Here is a 15,827-nt window from a genome sequence, read left to right as displayed (position 1 = left end):
TGAAAGCGATTGCCCTGCAACCCGCAAATGCGGGAACAGTCGGCTACTTCTCGTGACAGAAGGGATGGAGATGCAAGATGTGGCAAGGGAAATGGATATGGGACAACGGTGCGCCGAGCCCGCGCAATGGGTGGCATTGCTTCCGCCAAAGCGTACGGCTGGAGCAGCCCGCGCCAGATGCGCGGCTGCGGATCACCGCCGACTCCCGGTATGTGCTGTACGTCAACGGCACGCTCGTCGGACGCGGCCCGGTACGCTCGTGGCCCGAGCAGCTCAGCTATGATGAATATGAGGTCGGCCACCTGCTGCGGCCCGGCGCGGACAATGCGATTGCCGTGCTGGTCACGCATTACGGAATCTCGACCTTCCAATACTTGCGCGGCCGAGGCGGACTGCTGGCGGAGCTGCTGAGCGCGACGGATGACGCGCAAGGCGCTGCCGCCCAGCCCGGCCAGGACGCGGCGCGGCGCTCGCCTCGCGTGCTGGCCTCGACGGACGAGGACTGGCGCACGCAGGTCCACGCCGGCTACGATGCGCATACCTCGCGCATCTCGTGCCAGCTCGGCTTCACCGAGCGCTTCGACGCCCGCGCGCTGAACGATGACTGGACGAAGCCCGGCTTCGACGACAGCAGCTGGGAGAAGGCCCGCACGCTCGGACCCGCCGGCCTGTCGCCCTGGGGCATGCCGGTGCCGCGCGACATCCCGTACCTGACCGAAGAGCCGGTACGGGCAGTGCGCGTGGAGCGGCTGCGCTTCACGCGGCCGATCGCCTGGGCGGCGGTCGTCGACGTGCGCAGCCTGTTCGCCCCGGAGAGCGCCGCTCATGCCAACAACATCCAGCTCGTCGGTCTGCTGGCCGCGCGCATCCATCTGGCCGGCCGCGGCACGCTGACGATCGGCTCCGTCGACGACGGGCGCCTGCCGCTGCGCGTCACGGTCGACGGCGTCGCGCCGCCGGAGGCCGCCTGGTCCGGCGAGAGGCCGGAGCGCTACGCGGCCGTACCGCTGGAGGCGGGCGAGCATCTGATCGTGCTGGACGTCAGCGGTCAGACGCACGGCCACGGCTATCACATCGCCTTCGACAGCGACGTGCCGCTGCGTGTGCGAGCGCTGGACGACGAGAGCGATAGCGCCTTCACGGCGATCGGCCCGTTCGATACCGTCGAGGTCATCGACCATCAGCAGACGCGGGAGCTGCGGCGCGGGCATCCCGCCTACGCCCGCGCTGCGGCAGCAGCTTCAGTGGAAGAGCTGACCGCCCTATCCGATTGGCTCGCCCCGGTGCCGCCCGCGCTCGTCAATCTGGAGGACACATTTACCCACGCCGTATGGACCAGCGAGGCGCGCGAGCTGCCGGTCCCCCACGAGCTGCAGCTCGCGCTCGCGGCCGGTCCGGACGGCGCAGCGCTGCCGCTGGAGCCGGGCGCGGACACCGAGCTGATCGTCGACTTCGGCCGTGAGCTGACCGGCTATCTCGCCTTCGAGATCGAGGCCGAGGCGGGTACGACGCTGGACTTGTACGGCTTCGAATACATGCGGCGCGGCTGGCTCCAGCATACCTATCAATTGGATAATACGATGCGCTACGTCACCGCCGAGGGTCGCCAGCGCTATGTCTCGCCGATCCGGCGCGGGCTGCGCTATGTGCAGATCGCCGTACGCGGCGCGCAGCGGCCGCTGCGGCTGTACGACCTGCAGCTGCGTCTCAGCACCTATCCGGTCGCCGAGCTCGGCCGCTTCCAATCGAGCGACGCGCTGCTTGAGCGGATCTGGCACATTAGCCGCGAGACGACACGCATGTGCATGGAGGATACGTTCGTCGACTGTCCAGCCTTCGAGCAGGTATTCTGGGTCGGCGACGCGCGCAACGAAGCGCTGGTGAGCTACTACGCCTTCGGCAGCAGTCCGATCGTCGAGCGCTGCCTGCGGCTCGTGCCGGGGTCCGCCTTCCAGTCGCCGCTGTACGCCGATCAGGTGCCCAGCGGCTGGAACAGCGTCATTCCGAACTGGACGCTGTTCTGGGTGACCGCCTGCCGCGAATACTACGACTATACCGGCTCGCTCGCCTTCGCCCGCGACATCTGGCCGCAGATGCGGGCGGCACTGGAAGCGTTCCTGGGGCGGCTGCAGCCGGACGGCCTGTTCGTCCATCAAGGCTGGAACCTGCTGGAGTGGGGCAATTTCGAACAACCACGGGACGGCATCGTCACGCCGCAGAATATGTTCCTCGTCAAGGCGCTGCGCGACGCCGCCTACGTTGCGGAGGCGGTGCAGGATCAGGAGGACGCCGCGCGCTACGTGGCTGAGGCGGATAAGCTGCGCGAATGCGTCGACCGACTGCTGTGGGACGAGTCGCGCCAGGCCTATGTCGATTGCATTCGCCCGGACGGCTCGCTGTCGCAGACGATCAGCATGCAGGCGCAGGTCGTCGCGCTGCTATGCGACATCCCGCAGGGCGAGCGCGCGGCTCGGCTGGCGCGCTATCTGGAGCAGCCGCCGGCGGCATTCGTGCAGATCGGCAGCCCGTTCATGTCCTTCTTCCTGCATGAGGCGATGGCGCGGCTCGGACGCTATGATCTGCTGGCGGACGACATCCGGCGCAGCTACGGCGTCATGGTCGAGCATGACGCCACGACCTGCTGGGAGGTGTTCATCGGCAGCAGCATCTCGCCGGAGCAGCGCGCGGACGGCCTGGAAGAGGCGCAGCTGCCGGAGCTGGTGCGGGACGGCCACCCGTCCCCGCCGACGCGCAGCCACTGTCACGCCTGGTCGGCCGGCCCGGCGTACTTCCTGGGCGCCTACGCGCTCGGCGTGCGCGGACTGACGCCGGGGTGGACGCGCGTGGCAGTGCAGCCGCAGCTGTGCGGACTGACGCGGGCGCGCGGCGCCGTGCCGCTGCCGGGCGGCGGATGCATCGACGTCGAGTGGCAGGCAGACCTGGCGACCGGACGCTTCTACCTGCGGGTCGAGGCGCCGCAAGGAGTCGAGCTCGACATCGCCGCCCCGGACGATCTGGAGCTCGTGCTGCGCGAGCTTAGGATCGGTTATTAATTTGAACCTCAACAGCTATCAGACTATCTGAACGTACGGGATTGACAGTTTCAAGACCAGCGCACAAAGGGAGCCGAGGGCCGGCTCCCTTTGTGCATATTGTTTTAGGCGAGTATCGCCAATTTTACCCAATCAATTTGCGCATGCCCGAAGCTCTGTCATCCCCCGCGATCCAGCAAGCCGTATTTCGACTTGATCCGCTCCAGCTTCTCCAGCATCGTCTGTGAAAGCACGAACAGGAAGACGACCGTCGCGACGGCATGTACGAGATCAAAGCCGATCGCCGAAGCGTATGCGGCCAGCAGCGCCTCCCATGAGAACTCGGCCGAGAACATCAGCAGGCTGCCGATGTTGATCACGCCGCCGTACAGCACGTACGTGGCCGCCCCGCCAAATACGCATAACGAAAGCTTGCTCCGGCTCAGCCTGCCCTTGCGGAACAGCACCCCGGCCAGATAGCCGATGATGCCGAAGCAAAACATCTGCCATGGCGTCCAGGGGCCCTGGCCAAAGAAAAAGTTGGACACGAAGCCGCTCAGCACCCCAACCAGAAAACCCGCTTCCGCGCCCAGCGATACACCCGCGATAATGACGATCGCAACAACGGGCTTGAACTGCGGGAGCATGAAGAAGGCGGCCCGCCCCGCCACCGCGATGGCGGACAATACCGCGATGACGATGAGCTCGCGCGCTTGCGGCGCCCTTCGCTCGAATACGAGCAAGAAGGGAAGCAGCGCATAGGTGATGATCAACAGGCTGATAAAATAGTATTTGCGGTCATTCAACGAATAGACGCCGTACAAAATCGTCAACGGAATCGCGACTACGATCAAGACGGCGGCAATCACCGTCCGGTAGCGGCCTAACCGGGTCGACATTGCTTGATCACATCCTCTATCGTGATCGCTTGCGGGTAAAGATGCCGTGCCATCCGATTCGCTGAAGTCGTATAGAAGCGATTGCCCGCAAAGAAATTCCTCGTCTCGCGGGCCGTCACAATCCCCCCGTCGAAAAACAATCCGCATCGATCGGCATGGCTTGCGCAAAATTCAAGATCATGGGACACCATGACGATGGTTATCCCCTTGTCGTTCAGTTTCTTCAAGATCGCGGCCAGCTTCGTTTTGAAAAACGCGTCCAGTCCCTTGGTCGGTTCGTCGAGCAGCAGCAACCGGGGCTCCAGCAGCAGCAGTTTCGCCAGCGCGGCCCGTTGCTGCTCGCCGCCGCTCAAATCGTACGGGTGCCGCCCCAGAACAGCGCCCAGCTCCGCGAGCTCGACGACCTCGCTAATCCGCCGCTCCTGCTCCGCTTTGGTCGCGCCCGTGGCGGCGCGCATTTCCCGAAGCTCGAGCTCTACGCTTTTTCGCACAAATAGCTGCTGCGGGTTCTGCGGCAGCAGCGCCATGGGGCGAGACACTTCAGCGTGCATGATTTTCCCGCGATACGGCTTCCGCACGCCGGCCATCAGCGTCAACGCGGTCGTCTTGCCGGTGCCGTTGCCCCCGACGATGCTGTACCACTCCCCCTCCAGGACGTCGAGGGACAGATCCTTCACGACATCCGGCGCGGTCTTGGCATAGCGGTACCACACCTCCCGCAGCTGCAACGCGGTCTTGGGCGTCCGTTCAGGATCGGACCGGCGCCCGGGCACAGGCGCTCCGGGTCGCACATGCCCTCGCGCGGCCTGTGAGACGCGCTGCCGGCCTTCGTTGACGGTGAGCAGGCAGCCGCCTTCCGGCTGCAACGCTTTGCCGATCTGCATCGCCGCCGGCATCGCGAGGCACATCGGGTGATCGAGTCGATAGAGCGTATCGCCGACACTACGGGGCGGGCCGTCGGCGATGATGCGCCCCCGACCCAGGACGACCAGCCGGTCGCTGCGGTCCAGCACCTCCTCCAGCCGATGCTCGGACAGCACGACCGTCGTACCGAGATCCCGGTTGATGCGCTTCAAGGTTTCCAAAAACTCCACTGCCGCAATCGGGTCCAGCATCGCCGTCGGCTCGTCCAGAACGAGCACGGACGGCTGCATCGCCATGACGGAGGCCAGATTCAGCATTTGCTTCTGCCCGCCCGAGAGTGCGCCTACCTTGTGATGAAACCAGTCCTGTATGCCAAAAAAACTGGCCATCTCGGCAACGCGCAGCCGGATCGTCGGGGTGTCGAAGCCCAGGCTCTCCAGACCGAAGGCCAGCTCGTGCCATACTTTGTCCGTGACAATCTGGTTATCCGGATTTTGCAGCACATACCCGATCTCGGCGGCTTGGCGCCTCGGCTCGACATGCGCCAGCGTCATCCCCTCGTAGCAAATGTCGCCCTCTCGCGCCCCATGCGGCGTCAATCCCGACTTCAGATGGCGCAGCAGGGTGCTCTTGCCCGAGCCCGACTTCCCGCACAGCGTCACAAATTCGCCGTGCCGAATGGATAACGAGATGTCATCCAAAACGCGGCTCGGCTGGTCCGGGTAAGAAAAACTTAAATGCTCGATTCGATACGCTTCCACCTTCGTTCCTCCTGAATCGTAAGGATAACCGGCAACAGACAGAATAGCAGATAGGCGACCAGCGCCGCTGTGCGAAATACGGAAGGCTCGGCGGTGCGGATCGACGGGAAAAAGCGCATCGCATTCATCCCCAGAGCGGCCCCGGTCAGAACGATTGCCATCAGAATCGCCATCCCGCCTAACATCGCCGCATCTCTGCGGTCAAGGCGGAACAGCGAGAAGCTGGTCCGCCCCGGCAAGCCGTACCCTCGCGATTTCATCGAGTCGGCCGTCTCGATCGCATTTTCGAGCGCCCAGGTCGTCAGGATCGACAGGATGCGCATGCCGTTTTTCGCACGCTGCAGCCAGCTCCCCTGCGAGACATCCCGCCCGATGCCTTTTTGCGCGAGCGAGATTTCGCGCGCCTTGTCCGCATACCGCGGGACGAAGCGGAGCACCATGGAGAAAAGCAGTGAGAACGCCGGCAGCACGCGGCCGAACAAGTAGATGATTTTGTCGGAGGTCATCACCGCATTCACGCAAGAAAACCACAGGATGACCGTCACGAACATGACTGCCGCCGACGCCCCGTACAGCACCGACTCCAGGGTCACAGGGTTGCCGCTGTCCAGGTAAAACAAAATGGTCACGCCTTGATGGTTGAACAGCGGGTTCCAGATCGCCATCAGCAGCAGGACGGGCAGCATATAAAGCGTATTGAACACCCAGCCCGTCCGCCCTTTGACCAGTACAGAATAGGAAAATGCGCCAAGCAGCGACAGCGCTTGAAAGAGCGGATGCGTGAAAAACATGCTGCAGCCGATGACGGCAGCAAAATAGGCAAAAAGCACGGCCGGGTGCAGGCTTGCAAAGCTGTTCCGCTTGCTCATCTTCCGCCCGCGACCGCCGATCCGCCGATGTCCCGGCCCAGATCGCACGTATACACCCACTCGATCCGGTCGCCGGGCTCCAATTGGTACCGGCTTGCGCCGTAGTTGGGAAACCAGTCGTTCACCTTATACATCCAGCCGCTCAGTTCGCCGCAATCGAACTCGTAAAGATTGTGGATGCCTTCCACATAATGACTGTTGTAAATCGGCGTCATCTCGAATTCCATGTGGATTTTGCTTGCCTTCATCTCTCTGAGCAGCACATCAAACACCGATTCGCCTTCGTAAAACGTCACCGTCTGCTCGGCATAGATGACGCCGTCGCCCGGCAGCACCTCCAGCTTGTCTTCGTCAAGCAGGTCGAGGTTGTTCAGAATCGTCTTCGCCGTGACCGACAACGTGGCCGTGCGCGCTTTCGCTTTGTCGACTTCGACCTCCTGCCACTCCACCGGCTCCGGCTTGCCTTCCGGCACCGGGTCCGTCAGGTAGCGGTCCTTGTCCCCTGCCGAGGCCTGCGTCTGAGGCTCGGTCTGATTGTCCTCCTGGCCCGCCGCGGGCGATTGCTCGGACGGCGGCGCTGCCGCGTCATCCGGTTGGGGCGCAGCCGGGCGCTCCGGCTCCAGGCCGCCCGAGGACGGCGGTTCGCTCGCCGGCCTGCCCGGTGCCGCCGGTTCGCCGCGCCCCGGCTCTGCGCCGGTGTCAGGCGCTTCCTCAACCGGGGGCGACTCGGCTGCGGGCACTGCGGCGCTCGGCTCCTCTTCGGACGCCGAGACCGCCCCGCTCGACTCCGTCGGAATTGCGGGCGCTGCGGATTCGGATGATTCGGATGCTGCGTCTGCAGGCGCCGATGATTCCGGCTCAGGTGCATCGGCCCCCGGCGCATCAGCTCCGGCCTCATCGGACGCCGGGGCTTCGCCTGCCGCCGGCCTCTCGCCGTCCGACGCTTCGCCTGACGCTCCTGCTGCTGGCACACCGTCGGACCGCTCTCCCGCTCGCTGCGGGTCCGCGGTCGATCCTGCATCCATCGCCGGCGACGGCTCTTCCTGTGCCTCCTGTGCTACCAACGGAGCTTCATGAGGCATCGAGGTCTCAGCCTCAGCCGCCTCGCCCGCCTGGTGCCCGTCCTCCAGCGGCACGACCTCGTCCCGATTGCCCAACAAGAAGGTCGCCACAAGCAAAACCGCAATTGCTGCGGCGAGGATAAGCAGAGACTTCTTCTTCATGTGTCTACCTCCTCGTCAGGAAGGCGGCGGCGGTCGCGGTCGCTCCGGTCCGGTCGGTCATGTCGTAGAGCCGGTTGCCGCCTTCCGCGAAGCGCCGGTAAGCCACCAGCGCATACATCGCCTGGTCCGTCGCCATCGGGTCAACCGCTCCCGGCGCCGCCCCGCCATTGCCTGCTTCCCCGGTCCGGATGTGATAGAATCCGCCGTCCGGCGCGGCATAGCCAAGCAGCGCATCGAGCACCGAGCCGCCCTGCTTCACAAAGCGCGGGTCGACTGCCGCATCGATGCCCAGTCCGGAGAGCGCCACGACGACCTGCGCTGCGCTCTCCGCGTTCAGGGCGCCCCAACTGCGGTAACCCCCGCTGCTGTCCTGGGCCGCCGCCAGCCAGGCGAGCCCCCGATCCGCAGCCGCGCGCACCTCCGGGCGCTCCGTGTAGTACGGGGTCAGCCCCTGGATCGCCATCGCCGTCATATCCGGGTCCGGCGTCACGGGGTCTGCGCCCAGCGCCCAGCCGCCGCCGTCGATCTCGCGTTCCAGGATGAACGCAATCAGGCGTGCTCTCGTCGTCTGTTCCTTGACGCCGGCATCGATCGGAATCTCGTAGTCGAGACTGTCGAAGGCGATCAGCGCGAAGATCGGCCCGTTGATGCCCTGGCGAGTGACGTAGTCGAAGTCAGCCAGCGCCTGGCGGATATCGTATCCGCCGACATCGTGTACGTCCCGGCCGATCGCCGTGAGCCCGAGCATCAGCCGCGCATGCTCGGTTCCTTTGCTGCGGTCCAAGCGGCCCTCCGCCTTGCCGCCGCTCTCGGGCATGAGCCGCTGCACCTCCGCCACGACATTACGCTCGTACGCCGCATAGTAGTCGTCCGGCACCGGCTCGCCCGAGCGCGCCAGCCCGAACATCGTCCACTCGCCAGCCAGCGTGCCCAGACCGGGCTCCGGCACCATGCGCTGCATGAATGCGGAATTGGACCGGATCAGCTGCCGGACCTCGTCCAGACGGCGCTCTTGCCCGCCGGGCGTCCCTCCGGCCGCCTCTTCCCCGGCTGCCGCCGCATACGCGCGCATCGCCACCACGAAGGCCATCTCTCGCGTAGCCGGATCGCGGGGGCGGAATTGGCCGCTGTCGCCCTGCATGATACCGACTGCTGCGACCGTCCGGACCGCGGGCTGCGCCCATAGCGCCGCGTCGGCCATATCCTGCGGCTCGCCATCAACCAGCTCCTCCTGCAGCCCCAGCGCCTGGACCATCATGACGGCCATTTCCTGACGCGCAATCGGCGCATGCGGGCGAAACGCCGTACTGCTGTAACCCGAGACCATGCCGGCATCATAGCCGATCTGGACGTAAGGGTAAAACCAGTCGCGCTTGCTTACATCCGCAAAAGGCAGCTTGCGCCCATTCGCGGCTTCGATGGCGAGCATCTCCACCAGCAGCTTGGTGAACTCCGCCCGCGTGATCAGACCTTGGGGGCGAAGCTTACCGCCGCTACCGGCGATCATGCCCTGCTCCGTCCCTTCCCGGATGGCCTCCCGCGCCCAGGGAGAGATCGCGCCGGCATCCGTATACAGTCCGTCTACATCGGCTTCTCCGGTTGCCGCGGCGAGCGCGGCAGGCATCGCCAGCAGCAGGCCCAGCAGCAGCGTCGCCAAGGCGAGGCGCCAGGGCCGCAGTGGGTAAAACATCGCGCAACCACTCCTTTCTCAAATCCCCTTGTATAACACCGAAAGGGCTGCTTCCCGAAAGGCGGTCTCGCCCTCCGGAAAGCAATCCCTTTTTTGACTTGGCTGTGTTACTCCCTGGTCTCCTTGTAATGGTAGGCGCGCATCGCCACCACGAAGGCCATTTCGCGCGTCGCCGCATCCTTCGGAAGGAAGCGGTCCCCGCTGCCGATCATCAGCTCCAGCTCGGCAAGACGCTGTACATTCGGCAGCGCCCAGGCGGCGATTAGATCCTGATCCGCATAGCTGCTTGCCGAGTCGGCCGGCGCCAGATCCAGCGCTCTTGCCAGCATGACCGCCATCTCCTCACGGGTAATCGCGGCGCTGGGCCGGAACCGGTCCCCATACCCCGTGACTATGCCCGTCGCATGCGCTGCGTTCACGTAGGAATAGAACCAGTCCTGCGTCTGAACGTCGCGGAACGGCGTCCGGGACCCGCCAGCTCCTTTTAACTCGAAGACCTCTACCAGCAGCTTGGCGAATTCCGCTCTCGTAATCTCGTCTTTTGGATTCACACGGCCTTGATACCCTTCCACGAACCCTCTGACCGTGGCTGCCCGGATCGATTCGTAGGCCCAGGACGAGATGCGGTCGGCATCCGTATAGAGCTCCGTCAAGACCAGTTTCTCGCTGCTCTCGCCGGTGTCCGCATCCCCAGACTCGTCAGTCCCGTCTGTTGGAGTTTCCGGAAATACAGTGCCAGGGCTGTCCCCTCCTCTGTCAGGATCGCCACCTCCGGCTCCGGAATCGCCGTCCTCCGAGTCGGAATCATCCTCCCATTCCGCGGGATCCTCACCAAGGTCCTCGCCGAGATTGGTCGTATAGCGCCATTGCACGCGGTCGCCCGGCTCCAGCTCGTATTGGCTCGCGCCGTACTGCGGATAATCGCCGTTGACGTTGTACATCCAGCCGCTGCCGCTGCCGTGATCGAACTCGCCATCGCCGGCAATGGATTCGATATAGACACTGCCGTACTCTTCCGAGAAGGTATAGTCATAGTCAATGTCGCGCGCATCCAGTTCTCGCTGCAGCACGTCCCACACCGTCTCGCCTGTAGTAAACGACACGGTCGTCGGAGACAGGACGTAGCCCTTGTCGATCGTGAGCTTGTCTATGGACAAGCGAATCGTGGGTCGCTGCGTTCCCGGCTCCTCCCCGTCATCCTCGCCAGGCGGAGTACCGTCGTCCTCTTCCTCGACCGCTGTCGTCTGGTAGAGGACAAAGTCGGTAAAATGAGACGTCTTGACGACGAGCGCGCCGCCGGCCTCGTAGGCATATTCCGAAAGGCCGCTCGCTGCGCCGGCCTCATCATCGGCAAACTTCTGAATGACGGCCATTTCCCCATTTTGGATAAACGCCGCTTCCTTGCCTGCCATCCCTGCAAAGGTCAGCGCCACGAAGCCGTTGGCAAACCGGACCGGCTCGCTGCCGCCCATCGTGAAGAAGGCTTGGACGCCGTCCAGCTCGCGGTCGGCGCCAAGAATGCCGACAAGCTTGGCACGCATATCCGCATCTTGCCGATTTTTGGCTGTCATCAATTCCAGGCCGGTCGTCGATTCGGTCTCCATGCGAAGACCCTGCGGGAACGCCGCAACGACACCGCCCCGGACAATCTCAAGATGAGGCAGCTCGACATTCGCCGGCAGCTCGATGAAGGCGCGGGCTTGCGACTGTTCAGGCAACTGAATTGAGACCGACTTGTCCCGATCCGCTTCGGTCACGCGAATCGTGTAGTCCAGCCCGTCATCGGGCACGACGATCGACGGCTCATCGCCGGGGAGCGCGATCACATCATCCGGCTCCGCTTCCTTCAGCACGACATCGGACATCTCATAGAGAGCGGTCTCGCCCTTCAGGAAGCGATCAAATGCGACCAAGGCGTACGTGCCTTGATCGGTAGCCATGCCGTTCACGCTGCCGCCCTTCGGATGGACGAATCCGCCCCCCGGCGCGGCGAACGTCAGCAGATTGTCGACCGCCGAGCGGCCGTTCTTGATGAAGCGCGCATCCGTATGCGGATCGATGTCGAGCGCAGTCAGGGCGACGACCACTTGCGCCACACTCTGGACATTCTCGACGCCCCAGCTGGCGTAGCCGCCGTTGCCGTTCTGCGCGGAGGAGAGCCAGGCCACTGCCCGGTCGACCGCCGCGCCGACCGCTTCGTCGGAGGCATCGTAAGGGGCCAGCGCCTGCAGCGCCATCGCAGTCATATCCGGATCGGCCGCACCGGCCAGCGACCAGCCGCCTGTGGCGATTTCCCGTTCGAGAATGTAGTCGACCATCTTCTCGCGCGTGGTCGGATTGTCCACCCCGTCGGCAGACGGGAGCGCATAGTCGTGACTGTCGAGTGCGAGCAGCGCGAAGATCGGCCCGTTGATGCCTTGCTTGGTCACATAATCAAAATCCGCCAGCGCCGCGCTGATATCGTAGCCCGCCACATCGTGGATATCCTCGCCCAGCGCCGTCAGGGCGAGGATCAGGCGCGAATGCTCCGTGCCGCGATTGCGATCCAGCAGCCCCTCCGCCTTATTGGCGGTGGCGGGCATGAATTGCGCGACTTCGTGCGCAACGCTGTCGTAATAAGAGGCAAAGTAACCGTCCGGGACGTCGGCGCCGGCACGCGCCAGCGCCAGTACGCTCCATTCCCCGCCCAGCGTGCCGAAGACCGGACTACTGACGCTCGCCGCCAAATAGGCGAGGTGCTCGTCAAGCTGCTCCGTCACACCGGTCAAAGGCGCCTTGTGCCCGGGCTGCTGTGCCGCCTCCAGGGCGGCGCGCGACTGATCGAGCGCAAGGACCTTGGCATCCACCTCATCCTGGCTCGCCGTCTCGTCCGCAATCAGCGCCTGCGCCGATTCCATCGCCTGGACGAGCTGGCCGTACACGTCCTCCGTCACCCAAACGTCGCTCGGATGCACATCCGCGCCGTCCGCACTCACGACAACCGACTGCAGCGCCCGCTCCGCCTGTTCGATCGCCTGCTGCAGCGCAGCCGTATCGGCGGGCACGGGCTCGTCCGCCGCCACGACGACGATCTCCGGGAACACGCTGTAGTATCCCTCCCGCATGGAGGCGGTGAAGTTCGGGTTCGCGCCGACCGCCGGATCGATATTGCGGTGATCGCCGATCGGACTGCCGTAGAAGCCCAGCTTGATATGTCCGTCATACAAGCTATAGCCGTCCTCATCCAACTGCTCCGGCACTTGGAAGGTCAGGCTGTTGGCCTGCGTAGCGATATTGTATTGTCTCGCCAGGCCCGTGATCAGCTCCTCGTCCGGCCCCGCAGCGAAGCGCAATTGCGCATTAAAGTTGTAGATGCCGGACAGCTTGTTCGCCGGGAACGACAAGCCCTCGAACACCGCCTGCACCTCGTCGCCGGCGCCGATCGCTTCGCCTGGACGCGACACATTGTCGAGCGTCACCTGCAGCGGCCGGGCGATCATGGCCTGGTATTCGGCCAGCCCGTCCTTCTCCACCTTGACCAGGTTGCGGCCTTCCTTGAGCAGGATGTCGACCGAACCGTCCGGGTGGGCGGTCACATGCTCCCGGGAGAACGCGCCGCCTTCGTACGACACCGTACCGGCGGCATGGTCGATCTCCGGGTACAGCACGCTGACCTCGCTGCCTGCCGAAGGCGTGAACGTATAGGCCGCGCCCGGCTCGCCGGCGAGGTAGTAGACGCTGTCGATATCCGCATCGAAGGCGCCATTCTGCAGATTCATGACCTCGTTGCCCGTCTTGCCCGCATTGGCCGCTTCATTGCGCGCCTTGTTGCTCTCGATGCCGGTGACGATGTCCGTCTCCGGCTGGCCCACCGTGACGGCGAACAGGCCGACATTCTCCGGCCAGATGGCGCTGAACGCATCGTCTGCGTCCTGAATGTACATCGACCCGTTGACCTTCAGCGCGTCATAGGTGACCTTGACGATGGCCGTCCCTTCCTGCAGCGCGCGGATCGTGGAATAGCTGCCCGGCTCCCCTGCGGCGATCTCGATCACGTCGTCGCCCGATACGATCTCGTAATGGTAGTCCGGCTCGAAGAAATAATTGTTGATGCCCTCGATCAGGGCCTGCCAGTTGCGCAGCGTCAGCAACTGGAATTCGTCGCCCGGCGCCGCCAGCTTCAGGTGATGCTGCGTATCGAGATTGAGATAAAGGTTGCCCTCCAGGTACGTGCCGCGGTTCAAAATCGCTTGCGGCGACTGCACATCTAACTGCGCAGAGGTGACCTCCATTGCGGCATTGGCCTCGCTGGCCTGGAACGTCCCGACGGTCGTCAGCTTGCCTGGCTGGCTCACGCGGTAATTGTAGGTCTGACCGTTCATCAGCTTGTAGCTGTAGATGCGCTTGCCGTCCTCAAGCGCGGAGCCCAGCGGCTCGATCTCCTCGAAGGAGACGAAATGCTTGATCTTGCGGCCCACAAAAAGCGTGGCGTCCTCCGGCACGGCGAACGAAGTCTCGCGGGAAAGCGGGATTGCGCCGCGCACGTTCTGCGCCGAGCCCGCCAAAGTGACGGTCACGCTGCCGTCCAGCGCTACATACCCTTCCTGAACCCGCGCCGCGCTCGGCTCGAAGGCATAAAAATACGTATGACCCGTGACGACCAGTGCAGGATAGTGGCCTGCTTCCGCCTTGTCGCCAAGCGTCAAAGAGGTGTCGGACGGGCTGTCCTGGCCGATGCGGACGGTGTAGTCCTCGTCTGCCTCCCAGCCCGAATTGTTGGCCCGCAGCTTCAACTGGCGTAAGGCAAACGCCTGATTCGCCTCGTCGGTGACCTTGAGCTCGCCCCCGCCGACCCGGTTGCCCTCCTGATCGACCCCGGAATAGCGGTACGTGCCTGCTGGCAATGCGGCGGTATAGACATTGAACGTGTCCGGCGTCGCTGCCCCGATATCCACGCGATGATCATCCGCATCGTAGACATCCAGGGTCACAGTGCGCGGCGCGACGGTGAACGTGACGTCATAGGCCGGTTGCGGCTCACCGCTCCCCTCGTCTTCGCTGGCGGCGAGCGCTTCCTCCAGAGCGGAGCGCGCGGCGTCGACATCCGACTGGCTGCTCGCCATATCGGTCAGCGCCGCATACGCGTCGTCGTAAGCCGCTTGCACCGCAGGGTCCGCCAGCAGTTCGGCTTGCTCCGGGCTGCTGTTGAGCGCGGCCACCTCGGCCGTCAGCGCGTCCTTGTCGGCCAGCTCGGGCGAGCCGGCCAGCTCGCCGCGCAGGTCGGCACCGAAGCCATAGACCGTGAATTGCCAGCGAATCACATCGCCTTGCGCGACGGTCCTGTCCGACGCTCCGACATTCGGGAATTGATCATTGACGGCGTACATCCAGCCTGACATGGATGTATAGTCGAATTCGCCCAGCCAGTCGGCTTCGGCCCGGTCGCCGATCGCGCCCGCTCCTCCGGCCGCATCCACGATGTGGGTCGGGATGTCGACGGCTGCGTCGCTCGGATTATGCACTTTTGACAAATAAAACGCACTGTCGATGCTGCCGGTGTGGCGTGCATCCTCGCCCAGAAGCGCCATGATGACGGCGGCCGCATTGTCGCCTTCTTCAAAAGGCACGCGAACCGGCTCGACGACATAGCCTTGCCCGAGTGTAAATTTCTCGACGGACACCGTCACGTAGCGGTCCGACGATCCGCCCTCGGCTGCCAGCGCCAAGGCCGGACTGAACAATGAAAAGAGCATTAAAAGGGCTAGATATAAAGCCACTATGGATTTTTTGCTTTGAACGTACACAATCGTTCATCTCCCTGAGTTGAATTTCGTTCCGAGAAATCTACACAAGTATAGAGCAAGTCATATACTTTCTATGATTTCAAAAAAACACCGTTCCCTAAAATCGAGAAAGGTGTCAGACAGCCAAACAAACCTGTGTCCTCATCTGGACACGGCGCCGCATCTCCCCTTCCATCCTCGTGGAATTTCTGGATCAACGTACAGGGCATGTCTCCTGGCTCGGCATCATCGCACGGCTAGCGCCTTCCCGTATCCATCGATACAGTGGCGTTACGTTAGCCTGCTCCGCGTTACAGTGGCGGGACCGCGGCAGATTTACACTGCGCTTCCATTTTAAGCTGTGTGGTACAGCACCCCATACTGGATATATGCAATTGTCGTCGAGCGCTCCCATGAATATTCAAGGAAACAGTCGGTTTCATCTTAGATGAACGGGACCGGGCCGTCAAGAAGTCTTCATGACAAATGGACTCTCCGGCAACCAGAGCGCGATACGCAACAGGTTCAGATTGGCGAGTTCTGGATTCACAATATATTGTTCGTACTCCCTGCCCTGCAAGAGCGGCCCACCATCCGCATCCGGATCTTTCACTTGCTTATTACGAAACCACTGCAAGAGTCTGTTCAAAAAGCATCAACTTCATTTTGAAGATAACAGCATAGTAGTTCAGTAAAGACTCCAGAATTGGAAATAAAGAGGGAAGAA

General features: G+C 63.4%; 7 protein-coding genes and 1 riboswitch. Of the genes, 1 reads left to right on the top strand and 6 read right to left on the bottom strand.

The features are described from left to right. Positions 1–77: 77 nt before the first annotated feature. Positions 78–3,053: a family 78 glycoside hydrolase catalytic domain gene (locus IDH44_RS16710; RefSeq protein ID WP_190919597.1), complete on the top strand. Its 2,976-nt coding sequence runs from the start codon at positions 78–80 to the stop codon at positions 3,051–3,053. A 158-nt stretch (positions 3,054–3,211) separates the two neighbouring features. On the opposite strand, the gene IDH44_RS16705 is transcribed toward IDH44_RS16710, so the two are convergent. The 6 genes from IDH44_RS16705 to IDH44_RS16680 all read right to left on the bottom strand — a co-directional run bounded on the left by IDH44_RS16705 (position 3,212) and on the right by IDH44_RS16680 (position 15,070). Beyond that, positions 3,212–3,931, bottom strand: coding sequence for an ECF transporter S component (locus IDH44_RS16705; RefSeq protein ID WP_190919595.1), 720 nt, complete (start codon positions 3,929–3,931; stop codon positions 3,212–3,214). Continuing rightward, positions 3,916–5,556 (bottom strand): ABC transporter ATP-binding protein, encoded by a 1,641-nt coding sequence (locus IDH44_RS16700; RefSeq protein WP_190919593.1) that lies wholly within the window; start codon positions 5,554–5,556, stop codon positions 3,916–3,918. Before IDH44_RS16700 ends, IDH44_RS16705 begins: the two co-directional genes overlap by 16 nt. Next, on the bottom strand, positions 5,529–6,425 hold the full coding sequence (locus IDH44_RS16695) for an energy-coupling factor transporter transmembrane component T (RefSeq protein ID WP_190919591.1): 897 nt from the start codon (positions 6,423–6,425) through the stop codon (positions 5,529–5,531). Before IDH44_RS16695 ends, IDH44_RS16700 begins: the two co-directional genes overlap by 28 nt. Next, positions 6,422–7,648, bottom strand: a complete 1,227-nt coding sequence (locus IDH44_RS16690; RefSeq protein ID WP_223869764.1) for a DUF4430 domain-containing protein — start codon at positions 7,646–7,648, stop codon at positions 6,422–6,424. The genes IDH44_RS16695 and IDH44_RS16690 overlap by 4 nt, the downstream gene beginning before the upstream one ends. 4 nt (positions 7,649–7,652) lie before the next feature. After that, on the bottom strand, positions 7,653–9,338 hold the full coding sequence (locus IDH44_RS16685) for an S-layer homology domain-containing protein (RefSeq protein ID WP_190919589.1): 1,686 nt from the start codon (positions 9,336–9,338) through the stop codon (positions 7,653–7,655). Positions 9,339–9,445: 107 nt separating this feature from the next. Continuing rightward, the gene (locus IDH44_RS16680) at positions 9,446–15,070 is read right to left on the bottom strand and encodes a DUF4430 domain-containing protein (protein ID WP_190919587.1); all 5,625 of its coding nucleotides are present in this window, start codon (positions 15,068–15,070) and stop codon (positions 9,446–9,448) included. A gap of 238 nt (positions 15,071–15,308) precedes the next feature. After that, a riboswitch (cobalamin riboswitch) is annotated at positions 15,309–15,494 on the bottom strand. Between the last annotated feature and the right edge of the window lie 333 nt (positions 15,495–15,827).

Origin of the sequence: Paenibacillus sabuli (genome assembly GCF_014705605.1) — a bacterium.
GTDB classification, from domain to species: domain Bacteria; phylum Bacillota; class Bacilli; order Paenibacillales; family Paenibacillaceae; genus Paenibacillus_D; species Paenibacillus_D sabuli.
This window is presented reverse-complemented; position numbering and strand designations above follow the sequence as displayed.